Raw genomic sequence first — 13727 nt, 5'->3', positions numbered from 1 at the left:
CATCGTTCCTTTTGTGGATAAGCAAAATGGAACTCAGGGAAGCATTTGCCATCGCGTTACGTAGCGCGCGGATTCGCCGTGGTTTGACCCAAGAAGACTTCGGAATCGTCAGCAGCAGGACGTACCTGAGTACACTTGAGCGAGGCCTAAAAAACGTGACCTTAGAAAAGGCATCCGAGCTTGCTCAACGGATGGGTGTACACCCTCTCACCCTCCTGGTTGAGAGTTTTTTGATCCTCGAGCCAGAATCGGATTTAGACTCACTGCTTGAACGTATTCGCGGCGAGTACAACGCGGCCGAAAAAGGCTGATTGAGGCGCGTGCTACCTGCCGTTGACTACCCTCTTCACTTCAGCTGTCAGGCGACTTTAGTTGAACCGGTGGCATTCGGGCTGATCCGAAAGTGCCAGCCAGTAAAACTACTCTGTGCTATACAACAATCGCTACATTCCGAAGGGGGCCTCACCATGATTACTGGCGTGATGCGTGAAGCTACTTATCGGGAGTATCGGCGGCGGTTGGGACTGCTTCTTAATATCCCGATTGACGCTTCAGATCAGGATATTCACGATTACATTGAGGCTGGGTTCTTACCCGATTGCGTCGTAACGCTTTGCAACCTTGGAGCAATCGGCCCATCTGAGCTCAACCAGATAATCTCTCTTAGAGTTCTTAAAACTAGAATGGCGACTCGTCAGCGGCTCTCGTTGCGTGAAAGCGATCGCGTTTTCCGGTTCGCTCACGTCACAGCCTCGACCATTGCGATCTTCGGCAACGAGAACAAGGCGAGGCGTTGGCTCTCAAAGCCGAAGGAGCGCTTTTCAGGAAGGGTTCCATTTGCAATGCTCTCCACCTTTCAAGGCACTCGCTTAGTTGAGGAAATGCTGATGGAGATCGCAGATGCATTTTGATTACGCCGGCGTCTATTCAGGCTTCTTGCGTCATGTCGAAATTGCCGCCGCCAGGTGCGGCCTCAAGACGCTGGTAGAACGGTGCAGGCGTTGTATGGTCGGTAGTCAGGAAGACCTGATCGCTGACGCTGCGCTGGATATGCTCAAGCGTTAGCTATGCGACACTCCCGGAATGAAAGGCGCCTCTAAATCCAGTATTGTCCGAGGCGCCCTGTCGAGTTAGCTTAGCGTCTCTGCGTATGAGCAAAATTACGCGCCCGGTTTCAGTACGACCTTGGTCCAGCCGTTGTCCCGGTCATCAAAATGTTTGTAGGCCTCAGGGCCTTCGGCAAGTGTCAAGCGATGAGAGATAATCTGGGCGGGATTGGCGCGGCCGTGATGAATGAGCTCTGCCAATCGACGGTTGTAGGCTTTGACATTGGCCTGGCCGGTTTTGATCTGTTGGCCCTTGAACCAGAAAGCGCCAAAGTCAAAGGCCATCTTGCCTTCTTTGGCGAGTTCGTTTTCGGCCCCTGGATCTTGCGGTACGAACACGCCGACCACACCGATTCCGCCCGTGGCCTTGGTGGAAGCAACCAGATTGTTCATGGTCAGGTGATTGGCTTCATGGCCATGTCGGTCACAACACTGATAGCCAACACATTCGCAGCCACGATCCGTGCCTTTGCCATGGGTCAGATTCAAAATCTGATCCACAGCCTCTTTCTCCACCGAGTTGATTGGCGTTGCGCCGATCTGGGCGGCGAGTTTCAACCGGTCAGGGTGATTGTCGACGACAAAGACTTGCGACGCCCCTTTGATCATCGCTGAGTGAGCGGCCATCAAACCGACCGGGCCAGCACCATAAATGGCGATACTTTCGCCCGGCAGCAGGCCAGCCAGCTCAGTGGCGTGCCAGCCGGTGGGAAAAATGTCGGACAGCATCACGTAATCGTCTTCCCGCTCCTGGGCATCTTCGGGGAGAACCAGGCAGTTGAAGTCAGCGTAAGGCACACGAAGCAGTTCTGCCTGCCCTCCTTGATACGGCCCCATATCGGCAAAACCATAGGCAGCACCGGCACTGCCGGGGTTGGCCGTGAGGCAGAAACCGGTCAGGCCCCTCTCGCAGTTCTCACAGAAACCGCAACCGATGTTGAAGGGAAGGCAGACTCGATCCCCCACCTTCACCCGCTCCACGGCCGCACCCACTTCAATGACTTCACCCAGATTCTCGTGTCCGAAAACTCGGCCGGTTTCCATTGAAGTCCGCCCTTCGTACATATGCAGATCAGAACCACAGATATTGGTCGTCGTGATCCGAACCAGGACATCGGTCGGCTTTTCAATTTTCGCGTCGGCAACGTTTTGCACTCTGACGTCACGCGGGCCGTTATAGACGATGGCTTTCATGGTGTTCTCCCGTTGGCAAACGAAGTGAAATTTCGTTTGCTCAGTCTTATCTGTCAGAGACAGGCAAAGGGATGTTCAAACATTTGAAGGGCTGAAGTGACGAGTGGCGATATGAAGAGGTTTTTGCCAGAAAGTCTGAATTAATTACTGTCAAGCAGACCTAACAGCGCCAGCGCATCTGCCAGCGCCACACCGTTTGCGGTGTTATCGAAGATGCACCAGAGGCTTTCGGTTTGAACCGTTTGCAGTTGAGTCGCAAGCGCTTCCAGGTAATCAGGACCGTAGGGACTGTGGTAAATCCTTGGAGAGCCGTGCAGGCGCCAATACTTTACGACTGATGCTCCTTGGGGCGTTCTGTCGGTGCTGATTCGCGAGGGATCGACCGCCGCTTGTGCGATTTGATATCTTGCTAACAACTGCCTCGCGTTCACCCACGATTCGTGGCGTGGCTCCAATACGATGGGCTCAGAACACCTCTCCCTCAGCATTCTGAAGAAGTGCTCTGTGACCGTTTGTTCAAAGGCCAGCGACGGGGGAAGTTGAACCAGCAGACACCCTAGACGTTCGCCCAACCCGGAGCACTGCTCAAGGAAAGTCTCGACTTCGGCTTCACATCCGGCCAAGCGTAAATCATGGGTGATGCGTTTCGGTATTTTCACACTGAAACGAAAATCCCGAGGTACGGACTGCGCCCAGCGTTCGTACGTCGTTCTACGATGTGGGCGGTAAAAAGAGCTGTTGACTTCAACGCCTGTCAACTTAAGGGCGTAGCGTTGCAGGTGCGTGCCTTGGGCAGGAAACTGCGCAGCAAAATCACGCCCTATGCTCCATCCCGCGCAACCGATGTAAATGCGCGAATGATTCAAAACAGTACCCTGCCCGCTTCGCGCATGAAGATCTCGACGGTCTTTGGTCCGACTCCATCATAGGCAGACAGGCGTTTTTCGAACTCTTGACGATCGGGATTCGCCTTCAGCATGTTCAATACCTTGCCTGCGTACTCATCGTTGAGTTTTCCGGCAAGTTCCAACAGGCGCGATGCCGTTGATTCGTCGTATCTCACGTAGTGAGCTTCTCCGAGCATTCGTACCAGTTCTCGGTGCGAGCGATGAGCAAGCTTGCGTGGCGTATCGCAACCATGTCGCTCAACGATAACGCGGTAAGCCTCCGCCGCGATCCCGGCCTGGATACGTTTTCCCATCAGGAAACTGGCGATCAGCCACTTGAACAGCCCCTGCTCGTTGGCTGTCACAAGATCAATCTGCAGATCCTGTGCACTGATCAATTTGGGCATGAGGCTGCTCCTGACTGAACTCACTTTTTGCGTGGAAGCACAGCCCCCAACACCTGTTTGGCGGTTTGCACGACAATCCCCGCTTCGTCCGGATCCCCCTTGAGCAACGTGGTGGCGAACTTCTTCGCCTGCTCAAGTTTGATGTGCGGTGGAAGCGGTGGAACGTTGGGGTCGGTCTTGAACTCGATCAGCACGGGACCATCCGAAGCCAGCGCCTGCTCCCACGCAGCGGCTACGTCCTCTTCGCGATCGACGAAGATGCCTTTCAAACCAATGGAAATGGCGAACAGGTGATAAGGAACATCGGGAATGCTTTGCGACGCTTCGAACTTCGGATCCCCCTCCATGACGCGTTGTTCCCAAGTCACCTGATTGAGGTCTTCATTGTTGAAGACGGCGCAGATCCATTTGGGACTTGCCCATTGCCGCCAATATTTGGCCACGGTGATCAGCTCCGCCATGTTGTTCATCTGCATCGCGCCATCCCCCACTAGCGCGATCACCGGACGCTCCGGGAAAGCGAATTTGGCCGCAATCGCATAAGGCACGGCAGCGCCCATCGAAGCCAGGCCGCCGGACAAGGAACACTTCATCCCGCGCCGCACTTTCAGATCGCGGGCGTACCAGTTGGCGCAAGAGCCGGAATCGCTGGTGATGATCGAAAGCTCCGGCAGGCGTGGTGACAGTTCGAATACCACCCGTTGCGGATTGACGGGATCGGCCTTGGCCATGGCGCGTTTTTCCAGGGTTTTCTCCCAGGAAGCTCGCCAGCCTTCGACCTTTTTGCGCCATTTGCGTGAAGTTTTGTGCTCGAGCAACGGCAACAGTGCGGCGAGGGTCTCCCCGGCGTCGCCCACCAGATTGACTTCCATGGGGTAGCGCAGGCTGAGCATGTCGGGTTGCAAATCGATCTGCACCCCGCGTGCCTGGCCTTCCTTTGGCAGAAACTCAGAATATGGAAAACCCGAGCCGATCATCAGCAAGGTGTCGCATTCAGTCATCAGCTTGTAGCTGGGTTCGGTGCCCAACAAACCGATGCTGCCCGTGACCCAAGGCAATTCGTCCGGCAGTACCGCTTTACCGAGAAGCGCCTTGGCGACACCGGCACCGAGTTTTTCCGCCACAGCGATGACCTGGTCGGTTGCCTGCAACGCACCGGCGCCCACCAGAATCGCCACTTTTTCGCCTGCGTTCAGCACCTCGGCGGCGCGTTGCAGATCCGCGTCATAAGGCACGACTTTCGGTTTTGTATAACCCACTCCGGAATGCACGGTGCCATGGGTTCGTCCCGGGGGTTCATATTCGATGTCCTGCAAGTCGTTGGGCAGGATGATCGCCGTCACGCGCCGCTCACCGACAGCCGTGCGTACCGCCCTGTCGATCAAGTGGCGAACCTGTGCCGGGGCTGACGCCTGTTGCACGAAGGCACCGGCCACATCCTTGAACATCGACAGCAGGTCGAGCTCCTGCTGATAGTGTCCGCCGAGTGACGCGCGCGCCTGTTGACCCACGATGGCCAGCACGGGTACGTGATCCATGCGCGCGTCGTAGAGCCCCGTGATCAGGTGCGAGGCACCGGGGCCCGAGGTGGCGATGCACACCCCCAGCTCACCCGTGAACTTGGCATGCGCCGAGGCCATGAACGCGGCCATTTCTTCGTGCCGCGCCTGAATGAATTCGATCTTGCCCTGGGCCCGGCTCAGTGCACCGAAAACGCCATTGATGCCATCGCCCGGATAACCAAAAATCCGTGTCACGCCCCACTCGCTCAGTCGCTCGACCAGAAAATCTCCTACGGTCATCGTCATGTCGTTTCCGCCTTCATTCAGTGCATGTAAAGGACTGGACAGTCCGGCGGACGGCGAAGTTCGTGTGGATGTCGAGCCCATGTGACGCATGGGCTGATTGCAAGGCTGGTAAAGGGTGAATCTTGCAGAGTGCAATCCGGCTTACAGGTTGATCGAGCGTCATCTCGCTGATTTTAAAGACATTTTTATCCGCGATGGAAATGGCACGTGAAATGCGACGACTCCTGAGCACATAACAATGATTCAGCCGCAATCCTTTAACCGGAGACAGCCAAAATGAACGCCATCGATCTTCTGAAAGCTGACCATGAAAAAGTGAAAGGCATCCTGGGCCAGTTGAGCGATTCCACCGAACGGGCCACCAAGAAACGGACAGAGCTTCTGGACAAGCTGGAGATGGAAATCACCATCCATACCCGCCTTGAAGAGGAAATCCTCTACCCGGCCTTCAAGGCAGCGGGCAGCAAGGAACAGGACGTGATGTATTACGAGGCCAAGGAAGAACATCGCACCGTAGATTCACTCGTATTGCCCGACCTCAAGGAAACCGATCCCGGCACCCCGGAATTCGCAGGCCGGGTAAAAGTCGTCAGGGAGCTGCTGGAACACCACATCGAGGAAGAGGAGAAAGAGATGTTTCCTCAAGCCAGGAAGCTGCTCGGCAAAGCCCGGCTTGATGAACTTGGCGAGCAGATGGAAGCCATGAAAAGCGCCTGTAAAAAGGAATGGGCCGCCAGCCATATGGCGGCATGACCAGCCACAGGGCCTGATGGATGATCAGGCCCTTTTTCGGGAGAACAATCATGACCCGAGCTGAATCCGATTCGGTGCACGCCTTGTTGCTACCGCGCAATGGCTGGGTGCCGAACAATCCGCGTCTGCCAGTGTTGGTGTATTCCGGTGTCATTGCCATCCAGGGTGAAGATCCAGCGTCGGCATTCGAGAAAACCTTTGCCGACAACGGTTGGCCGCCACAGTGGCGCTCCACTGTCTTTGACTATCACCACTACCATACCCAAGGCCATGAGGTGCTTGGCATCGCCCGCGGCGAGGCTCGCTTGATGATCGGCGGCCCGGACGGGCAGATACTCATGGTCAGCGCGGGCGATGTCCTGTTGTTGCCGGCAGGCACCGGCCATTGCAGCCTGAATGCCAGCGACGATTTTCTGGTGGTCGGCGCCTACCCGCCCGGCCAGCATCCGGACATTCGCCGGAAATCGCCCAGCGAAGCTCAGTTGCAGCAGATCGAAACACTGCCATTCCCCGCCACCGACCCTGTTCAGGGCCCCTCTGGAGCGTTGACCGAATATTGGACGAGTCAATCTTCGGCGGGATGAATCTTGCCGCTGAACACCCGAAAACTGTAGGTGTTGTAAAACAGCGTCACCGGAATCAGCACCGCGAACCCCGTTAGCATGAACACCTGACTGACCTGGCTCGACGCAGCAGCCTGCAAGGTCAATTGCGGCGGGATGATCAGCGGAAACAGGGCGACAAGCATCAAGGCGAATGCCAGGACGAAAATGCCCAGGGTAGCGAAAAGGGGCAGATAGTCGCGTCGTGTTGCGAAGGCCGCCCGGAATCTGGCCAGCAACAGCGTCAGGGTCGCCATTGTCGGTAGCCAAACCAGTGGATTTCCCAGGCGTCGCGCATATTGCGTGTGAAGGGTCAATGTCCATACAACCAGAATGATCAGCAAGGCCACGGTCAGCATGGCCAACCACTTTGCCTGCCGCCGCGCGCGGATTTGAAGTTCGCCTTCGCATCGCCAATACAGCCAGCCTGCGCCCAGCCATGTGTAGCCGATCACCAGCACCGCGCCGCAAAACAACGGGAACGGGGCCAGCCACTCCCAACCGCTGCCGCTGTATTGGCCATTTTGTTCGGGCACACCTTGTACCAGCGTGCCCAGCACGATTCCCTGACAGCCGCCAGCTACGACCGAACCGAGCATCAATAACCCATCCACCCCGCGTTTGATGCGGTAATCGGGCGCATGATCGCGAAACTCCAGCGCCATCGCCCGGACAATCAACGCCAGAAACATCAGAATGAACGGCAGGTACAGCGCCGGCAGCAGAATGGCGTAAGCCTTGGGGAACATGGCAAGCAAGCCACCGCCGCCGAGCACCAGCCAGGTTTCGTTGGCATCCCAGATCGGCAGGATACTCACGGCCATGGCCCGGCGGTGCTGACGGCTGCGAGTCACGCCCATCAGGATGCCCGTGCCCAGATCCGTGCCGTCCAGCAGCACATAGTTCAGCACGGAGAACCCGACTGCTGCCGCGCAGAGTAGTGTCAGCCATTCAGTACCGAACATGCGCTTCTAGCCTCATCATTTGCCGGTTTCCCGAGCGAGAGCAGGTTGCGGCCCTTCTTCGTGCTCGCAGGGCGGCTGGCGCAACAGGCGCAGCAGCACCCACAGACCGATCCCGAAAGTCGCCAGATAGAACAGCAAAATGGTCCACGTGGCGCTGACGACCTGCGCCCGGGACACGAACGAAAGGCTGTCGGCCGTGCGCAACAGACCATAGACGGTGAACGGCTGACGCCCCACTTCGGTGACCACCCAGCCGCAGAGCATCGCCAGCATTCCCGCCGGCGCCATCCAGACACTGACTCGAAGCATCCAGCGCGCCGCGTACAAGCGACCGCGCCAACGCAGTACCAGGCTGATGACGCCCTGCCCCAGCATCAACAGGCCCAGACCGACCATCGCCCGAAAGGCAAAAAACACGGCCGGCACCGGCGGGATGTCCTGCGCCGGAAATTCATCGAGCGCCGGGATCGTGCTGCTCAAGTCGTGGTGCAAATACAAGGACGCAATGCGCGGGATCGCCACCTCCCAATGATTACGCCGCTGGTCCATGTCAGGGATTGCGAACAGACGCAACGGCTCGCCCGCGCCCTCGGGTGGACGCGTCCATGTGCCCTCGATGGCGGCGACCTTTTGCGGCTGGTACTCGAGGCTGTGTTCGCCATGCAGATCACCGACCACGATCTGCACCGGGATCAGCACTGCAAGTGCCCAGAGCGCCATAGAATAGGTCAGCCGGGCCCTTGGATTCTCGGGTGCATGCAGTAACTGCCAGGCGCTGGCCCCGGCCAGCAGCGTGGCCGTACCCAGCAGCGTGGCCAGGGTCATGTGCGCGAACCGGTATGGAAAGGACGGATTGAAGATGATCGCCCACCAGTCCCGGGCAATGAACCGACCATCGGCAGCTATCGAGTAACCGGCGGGTGTCTGCATCCACGAATTGGCCGACAGAATCCAGAAAGCACTGATCAAAGAGCCCGCCGCAACGGCGCAGGTGGCGAAGAAATGCAGACGCGGGCCAACCTTGTTCAAGCCGAACAGCATGACTCCCAGAAAACCGGCCTCGAGGAAAAAAGCCGCCAGCACCTCGTAGAACATCAAGGGGCCGATGATATCGCCCGCCTGCGTCGACAAGCGCGACCAGTTGAGCCCGAACTGGTACTCCAGAATCAGCCCCGACGCCGTGCCCACCGCCACATTGAGCGCGAAGATTTTCAGCCAGTAGCGGTAGACATCCAGATACACAGCCCTGCCGCTGCGTAACCACAGGGCCTCAAGCACCATCAGGAAACTCGCCAGACCGATGGTCAGCGCCGCCAGGACGATATGGAAACTGATAGTGATCGCAAACTGCGCCCGCGCGACCATCAGGGCGCTATCAATCGCGTTCATGAAACTTGCCGAGGGTATGGGCTGAAATGAGCATGAAGGCGTCCGCTGATGCATTTGCCGGTTGACCTGTTCAGCGGCCCGATGATTCCAATATCTCGACCTTATCCTGAAAAGAGCTACGGGATGTCAGGCCCATTCGCGCCGCTCACCCTACTCGTTTCAAATAACCCTACGCTTTCCGGTTTTAGTATTCAGCCGTTGAGTAAATGCAGTGAAGGGGACTCTGTGGCATAAGCATAAGATGTCGATTCGGCCGAAGTGATCCACACTCTTGTCCACCGGGTCACTCCCTCTCTGCACGCGACGCTCTCTCTTTCAGGCTCAGCCGACTTTGTGCAAAGCTTCGACAAGTTCGCTTTTGCGCATGGTCGAGCGCCCCGCGATGTGATGCTTGCGTGCTCGGTCCATGAGTTCGGCTTTGGTCATATCTTCCAGTTGCTGATTGGGCCGCGGCTCCCCCTTGCGAGTGGCGGCGGCACGTTTGCCAGAAGACTTCCGGGCCTTCTTCTTGATTGACTCGCTGGTCTTTTGTCCAGAGCCACCCTTGCGTTCCCCGCCGCCGGACTGCTTGTTGACTGTGGCCCAGGCGCGTGCCTCAGATTCATCCTTTGAAACGCCCTTGGCCTCGTAGCTCTCCTCGATATGCTCGGCCTTACGCTTCTGCTTGTCGGTGTACTTGTCTTTATCTCCACGCGGCATGATGGTTGACCTCCTCTCGATTGACCGGTTTTTCCATGCATCATCGCTACGCTCACAGAGGCGTGAGCATGTGCCATTGATAACAGATGATTTCAGGCATAGGCGGCCCCAGGCGAGGACGCCGCTATTATTGGCAACGCAGCCTTACCCGAGGCGAGGGATAAGCTGATCTGCTTTAGGAATAGAGTATTCATTGGTTTACTCTGGAGGCTGCATGACGTCAGTGTCGCTATAGGGTGGAGTCCGAGACGGGTCAAAGGTTTGTTTTTTTCGTTGGAGTGGATATACAAATGTTCGACGGTCGCTAACCGACCAATCGTGGCCCACCCATCCCCAACCAATGCATGAGGCTGTCATTGACCGTCATGCGCTCGCACAGAAAAAACAGACCGCACGCTGCCAATATCAATCAGTCCACCATCTGCCGTTTGATACGTATCCAGTCTTGATACGCAGCATTCCTTTTCTCATCAGCTAAAGCTTTGGCTTGAGAAAACCGCTGCCAGATTTCGCTACTGGTTGTGCCGGCGTCGATGATCAGATACGCAGCGTCATCCAAGATATCCGCATCACGAAACACTGCGTGTTGAGTGCCATTTCCGCATCCCAGCTACGGTCAGCGTTTTGCCTGGTCAATGGATGCTTCATGTTCTAAACCTCGTCCCACACGAGTGGAGCAGGTTCTCGCCAGAGGACATCTGTGACCCCGAAGCGCTCAGCCATTGGCTTGGACATGCGCTTCAACGGTGGTTTGCCGGGTTTGGGTATCGGAGCGACTCCTGCATCACAGCACGCCCAGTGCCAAGCATGTGCATTACTCATTTCGCCGGCACGAATTACGAAAGACGTGGGAATGCCATGACACTTGTATTCAACTATCCACGAACTGACTTTGCTCACGACACTCTCCTATGCTCATAAGCAAAGGATCATGGGAGCATGCAAATAATTCAGAACATTTGCTGACCAATTGACATCGTTGAAACAAACGCCAAATTTATTGTACAAACCTCAGGATACTGTACAGATTTCGGAGCAATCCTATGTCGACAGCTGACATGCTTGTTTCGTGGAGCCAACGCTGGACGCTGCGAAACGGGGTGGTGGTTTGCAGGGGATGTGGTGCTTCTCAAGCCGAACGCGATAAAGGTGCTGCCTTTGAGCATGCGCCCACTTGCCCAAACGTCCATACTGGAATGAAACCCTGGGAAGATCTCCACGCGGCAGCGGGTAGTGACAACTCACGTCGATGAGCGGGTTACTTGGTGAGATTAAGCATTAAAACGTGCACGACCTGTGTGCTGCCTACATCAGGCAAGAGGAAGCGTCACAGTGAACGTCGTACCCAGCTCTAATGATGACTCGACACCTATTTCTCCGCCGTGACCTTTCACGACTTCTGCGGCGATAAACAGTCCTAGCCCCAAGCCCGCTGACGGCCCGTTTTCGTTCTCGGCAAACGAAGAGTAACGCCCTTCTGGCGTGAACAGAAAAGGCATTGCGCTTGCGGGGATGGGATCACCAAAATTTTGCACCGTGAAATGCACTTCTCTTGCAGATTTTTTCAGTGATGCTCGAATAGGCTGCTGACGGTCACCATGCTGAACAGCATTGTTCACCAAGTTGGAAAATGCCTGTTCTATCCGCAGCGGATCGAATTGACCTACAACGGTGGCGGCGTCAGTCAGCGCTATTTCAGTATCGGGGAAGCGAGCGGCGACCTCAGCCAGAATGGATTGGCAAACGGCACTAAGGTCAATCTGCTGCTTGTTTACCGGAATTCCATTACCGAGGTTGGACCGCGCAAGATCCAGCAGGTCATCAACAATCTGATTGGCCCGACGCACGCTGACGCCAATTTGGGTCGACAGGTGCGAACGCCGATCGGTGTTTTCGCTGGACCGTTGAAGCAAATCCGCGGACATCATGATGGCACCCAGAGGGCTGCGCAAATCATGACCAAGTACGCCCAATACCATTTTTCGCGTGGTCTCGACGGCTCGACCATAGGAAGCAATGGACTCAACCAATGCCTGATCTATCGCTTCATTAAAACGGATCATGTCCTGCAACTGGTGACTTTCACCCGAAAACACTTCAGCCAACCAAAGCCTTAGTACCGTTGAACGCAGCGCACGATATTCCGAAACCATCTGGTCAAGCGTGAAGCCGTCCATCAATCGCAGTACGGCGTGAGTTTGCGCTGGTGTCTCTTCATCTTCTGGTGGCGCTCGGCCCTGCGATTTATCGATCTGCTCCTGCTCTGTCTGAAACTTACGCATGTCCGATGCAACGCGATGAAGAATCTGCTGAGCGTGATTTCTGAGGCCTTTCTGATCCGAAATTGGCACAGGAGTGACCACCGTCCGAGCGAAATGCTCCCACTCAACGAAGATCGACTCCATGTTCAAAAAAATGAACGTCGAAAGCCTCATGCCGTTCTCCCGCTGCTGAAAGGTCACGCTCGGAGGCGCATCTGCAAGCCTAGGACACTGAGGTTAATAGATAAAGATACGACTAGACCGGATGTGTCTAAGCGTGATGAGCCACAATATCTAGTGGCTCAAAGGAAGATTGTGGACGCTGAATATCTGGATGATCGCTTATGGCCGAATGCGGCCGCTCAGTTCATTTCGCTCTCAAATCTATCTCTCTCGTAGTCAAAAATGGTGCCAGCGTCTCGGATCAGCTGTCTCCACTCCATGGCTGAAACGAGCCCTGCTTCTTCCATTTCGTCAGCCATCTTTAGGAGCTCGTCATACTGTTCCTCAATCGACATTTGAGGCTCGGGATTTCGTGCCAGTTGCAGCCACTCCGTCAGTGCTTTTTTCTTTTTCTCGGCGAACATTTAGAGGTGACCTCTTGAGCTTGTATTTCCAGTTGACGGTGGCACTTTCTCCACGTTCCCATTGAGCGACTAGCGGTTTCCTGAGGAGGGTTGCTGCTCGGCTGACCACTCAGTCTCGTTTAGTTTCGACTGACCGTTAGCAGCGTTACCGCGATGCGCTCGACCTTTTCATATTCGGGTTTTAGAAGTTCTTCTCCAAAGACATCCGGATCGAGTTCAACATAAGTCCAACTGAAGTCACTGCCCAGCATTGATCCGATCATCGCCAGAAAAGGATCCTCGCCAGCGACCATGGCAACGCCGGTGTAAAGCAGAAGCGTCCCCCCCTGACTTAGTCGTGGCAGCGCCTCGCGCACAATACGTACCGACAGCGCTTCACCCAAGGCACCACCGCCGTGGCGGTAGGCGCGCTGCTGTTGGTCGTTCATGTATGGAGGATTGGCCACCACTAGGTCGAACCGCCCTTCGACACTGGCCAGCAGATCACTGTGGTAAATGGCAATATTATCCGTGCCGGCCAGTTCAGCGTTGACCGCTGTCAGCCGCAGCGCTTGCGGATTGATGTCCACCGCGATCACCTGAGCCTGCGGATAAGCTTGGGCAATCAGTACCGCGCCGACGCCGGCGCCACAGCCGATGTCTACCGCATGTTTGACTGGTGTCGCGCGCTGTTGCAGGTAGGCATTGATAGCCCGGGCAAATCGATAGGTGTCCGGCCCAAAAAACACTGCGTCATTTTGTATGGTTGGAAAAGACGAGTGAACGAACAGCAAATCATTCAACGATGACCAGCGAACGGTGCTACGCCAAAGCCCGTCTTGTTGTTCGAGAATTCCCGCGCATTCCAGTGCCTGAAATCGTTCGGTGCCGAAAAGCCCTTGATCGAAGGGCATCGACCAACCAAAAACATCACGCGGATCCTTGGCCAGGCACCTATCCGCCCGTTGCAAGACCCTCTCATGCGTCAACGGTGTCGGGGTGGTGAATCGGTAACCGTCCTGCTGCAAGCGCAAACCCAGCTCGATCAATTCACGGTCAACTCGCTGCTGTACCGACATGAGGCCTCCTG

The 13727-nt window shown here is 56.0% G+C and carries 15 protein-coding genes and 1 pseudogene; 5 read left to right on the top strand and 11 right to left on the bottom strand.

Annotated elements, in window-relative coordinates:
• The first annotated feature begins 26 nt into the window (after positions 1-26).
• The 3 genes and pseudogenes from N8H71_RS23320 to N8H71_RS23310 form a co-directional block, all read left to right on the top strand.
• A complete protein-coding gene (locus tag N8H71_RS23320) occupies positions 27-311 on the top strand; it encodes a helix-turn-helix domain-containing protein (protein WP_262195829.1) in 285 nt (94 codons plus the stop codon).
• Positions 312-467: 156 nt separating this feature from the next.
• The gene (locus N8H71_RS23315; RefSeq protein WP_262195828.1) at positions 468-911 is read left to right on the top strand and encodes an antitoxin Xre/MbcA/ParS toxin-binding domain-containing protein; all 444 of its coding nucleotides are present in this window, start codon (positions 468-470) and stop codon (positions 909-911) included.
• Positions 910-1065, top strand: a pseudogene (locus N8H71_RS23310) (4-hydroxy-2-oxovalerate aldolase); the annotation flags it as partial. The gene N8H71_RS23315 and the pseudogene N8H71_RS23310, both read left to right, overlap by 2 nt.
• A gap of 95 nt (positions 1066-1160) precedes the next feature.
• Here the strand turns inward: N8H71_RS23310 and N8H71_RS23305 are convergent.
• The 4 genes from N8H71_RS23305 to N8H71_RS23290 all read right to left on the bottom strand — a co-directional run bounded on the left by N8H71_RS23305 (position 1161) and on the right by N8H71_RS23290 (position 5402).
• Positions 1161-2300 carry a glutathione-independent formaldehyde dehydrogenase gene (locus N8H71_RS23305; protein ID WP_262195827.1) on the bottom strand — a complete coding sequence of 380 codons (1140 nt, stop codon included), beginning with the start codon at positions 2298-2300 and terminating at the stop codon, positions 1161-1163.
• Between the two features lie 140 nt (positions 2301-2440).
• Positions 2441-3166 carry a DUF72 domain-containing protein gene (locus tag N8H71_RS23300; protein WP_262195826.1) on the bottom strand — a complete coding sequence of 242 codons (726 nt, stop codon included), beginning with the start codon at positions 3164-3166 and terminating at the stop codon, positions 2441-2443.
• Positions 3163-3594 carry a DNA methylase gene (locus N8H71_RS23295; protein ID WP_262195825.1) on the bottom strand — a complete coding sequence of 144 codons (432 nt, stop codon included), beginning with the start codon at positions 3592-3594 and terminating at the stop codon, positions 3163-3165. Before N8H71_RS23295 ends, N8H71_RS23300 begins: the two co-directional genes overlap by 4 nt.
• Before the next feature lie 20 nt (positions 3595-3614).
• Positions 3615-5402, bottom strand: coding sequence for a thiamine pyrophosphate-requiring protein (locus N8H71_RS23290; RefSeq protein WP_262195824.1), 1788 nt, complete (start codon positions 5400-5402; stop codon positions 3615-3617).
• A gap of 276 nt (positions 5403-5678) precedes the next feature.
• On the opposite strand from N8H71_RS23290, the gene N8H71_RS23285 reads away from it, so the two are divergent.
• Together N8H71_RS23285 and N8H71_RS23280 are read left to right on the top strand one after the other, a co-directional pair.
• A complete protein-coding gene (locus N8H71_RS23285) occupies positions 5679-6155 on the top strand; it encodes a hemerythrin domain-containing protein (RefSeq protein ID WP_262195823.1) in 477 nt (158 codons plus the stop codon).
• 50 nt (positions 6156-6205) lie between these two features.
• The gene (locus tag N8H71_RS23280; RefSeq protein WP_262195822.1) at positions 6206-6739 is read left to right on the top strand and encodes a cupin domain-containing protein; all 534 of its coding nucleotides are present in this window, start codon (positions 6206-6208) and stop codon (positions 6737-6739) included.
• Here the strand turns inward: N8H71_RS23280 and cydB are convergent.
• From cydB to N8H71_RS23245, 7 genes are all read right to left on the bottom strand, one after another.
• On the bottom strand, positions 6721-7722 hold the full coding sequence (gene cydB / locus N8H71_RS23275) for a cytochrome d ubiquinol oxidase subunit II (protein ID WP_262195821.1): 1002 nt from the start codon (positions 7720-7722) through the stop codon (positions 6721-6723). The two genes, N8H71_RS23280 and cydB, sit on opposite strands and share 19 nt — an antisense overlap.
• A gap of 15 nt (positions 7723-7737) precedes the next feature.
• Positions 7738-9111 carry a cytochrome ubiquinol oxidase subunit I gene (locus N8H71_RS23270; RefSeq protein ID WP_262195820.1) on the bottom strand — a complete coding sequence of 458 codons (1374 nt, stop codon included), beginning with the start codon at positions 9109-9111 and terminating at the stop codon, positions 7738-7740.
• 321 nt (positions 9112-9432) lie between these two features.
• A complete protein-coding gene (locus tag N8H71_RS23265) occupies positions 9433-9810 on the bottom strand; it encodes a Rho termination factor N-terminal domain-containing protein (RefSeq protein WP_262195819.1) in 378 nt (125 codons plus the stop codon).
• Between the two features lie 651 nt (positions 9811-10461).
• On the bottom strand, positions 10462-10710 hold the full coding sequence (locus tag N8H71_RS23260; RefSeq protein WP_262195818.1) for a DUF6555 family protein: 249 nt from the start codon (positions 10708-10710) through the stop codon (positions 10462-10464).
• A gap of 410 nt (positions 10711-11120) precedes the next feature.
• Positions 11121-12245, bottom strand: coding sequence for a sensor histidine kinase (locus N8H71_RS23255; protein WP_262195817.1), 1125 nt, complete (start codon positions 12243-12245; stop codon positions 11121-11123).
• Between the two features lie 188 nt (positions 12246-12433).
• Complete coding sequence (locus N8H71_RS23250) at positions 12434-12658, bottom strand: hypothetical protein (RefSeq protein WP_262195816.1); 225 nt, start codon at positions 12656-12658, stop codon at positions 12434-12436.
• 119 nt (positions 12659-12777) lie between these two features.
• Positions 12778-13716, bottom strand: a complete 939-nt coding sequence (locus tag N8H71_RS23245; protein WP_262195815.1) for a class I SAM-dependent methyltransferase — start codon at positions 13714-13716, stop codon at positions 12778-12780.
• Positions 13717-13727: the final 11 nt, after the last annotated feature.

The sequence above is a fragment of the Pseudomonas koreensis genome (assembly GCF_025447595.1).
Taxonomy (GTDB): Bacteria; Pseudomonadota; Gammaproteobacteria; order Pseudomonadales; family Pseudomonadaceae; genus Aquipseudomonas; species Aquipseudomonas koreensis_H.
Note: the sequence above shows the minus strand (reverse complement) of the source record. Positions and strands in the feature narration are given on the sequence as shown.

Coding starts and splice junctions, on each gene's coding strand:
- N8H71_RS23255 (WP_262195817.1), bottom strand. CDS start 12,245: ATGAGGCTTTCGACGTTCATTTTTTTGAACATGGAGTCGATCTTCGTT.
- N8H71_RS23285 (WP_262195823.1), top strand. CDS start 5,679: ATGAACGCCATCGATCTTCTGAAAGCTGACCATGAAAAAGTGAAAGGC.
- N8H71_RS23265 (WP_262195819.1), bottom strand. CDS start 9,810: ATGCCGCGTGGAGATAAAGACAAGTACACCGACAAGCAGAAGCGTAAG.
- N8H71_RS23270 (WP_262195820.1), bottom strand. CDS start 9,111: ATGAACGCGATTGATAGCGCCCTGATGGTCGCGCGGGCGCAGTTTGCG.
- N8H71_RS23295 (WP_262195825.1), bottom strand. CDS start 3,594: ATGCCCAAATTGATCAGTGCACAGGATCTGCAGATTGATCTTGTGACA.
- cydB (WP_262195821.1), bottom strand. CDS start 7,722: ATGTTCGGTACTGAATGGCTGACACTACTCTGCGCGGCAGCAGTCGGG.
- N8H71_RS23245 (WP_262195815.1), bottom strand. CDS start 13,716: ATGTCGGTACAGCAGCGAGTTGACCGTGAATTGATCGAGCTGGGTTTG.
- N8H71_RS23290 (WP_262195824.1), bottom strand. CDS start 5,402: ATGACGATGACCGTAGGAGATTTTCTGGTCGAGCGACTGAGCGAGTGG.
- N8H71_RS23315 (WP_262195828.1), top strand. CDS start 468: ATGATTACTGGCGTGATGCGTGAAGCTACTTATCGGGAGTATCGGCGG.
- N8H71_RS23250 (WP_262195816.1), bottom strand. CDS start 12,658: ATGTTCGCCGAGAAAAAGAAAAAAGCACTGACGGAGTGGCTGCAACTG.
- N8H71_RS23305 (WP_262195827.1), bottom strand. CDS start 2,300: ATGAAAGCCATCGTCTATAACGGCCCGCGTGACGTCAGAGTGCAAAAC.
- N8H71_RS23280 (WP_262195822.1), top strand. CDS start 6,206: ATGACCCGAGCTGAATCCGATTCGGTGCACGCCTTGTTGCTACCGCGC.
- N8H71_RS23320 (WP_262195829.1), top strand. CDS start 27: ATGGAACTCAGGGAAGCATTTGCCATCGCGTTACGTAGCGCGCGGATT.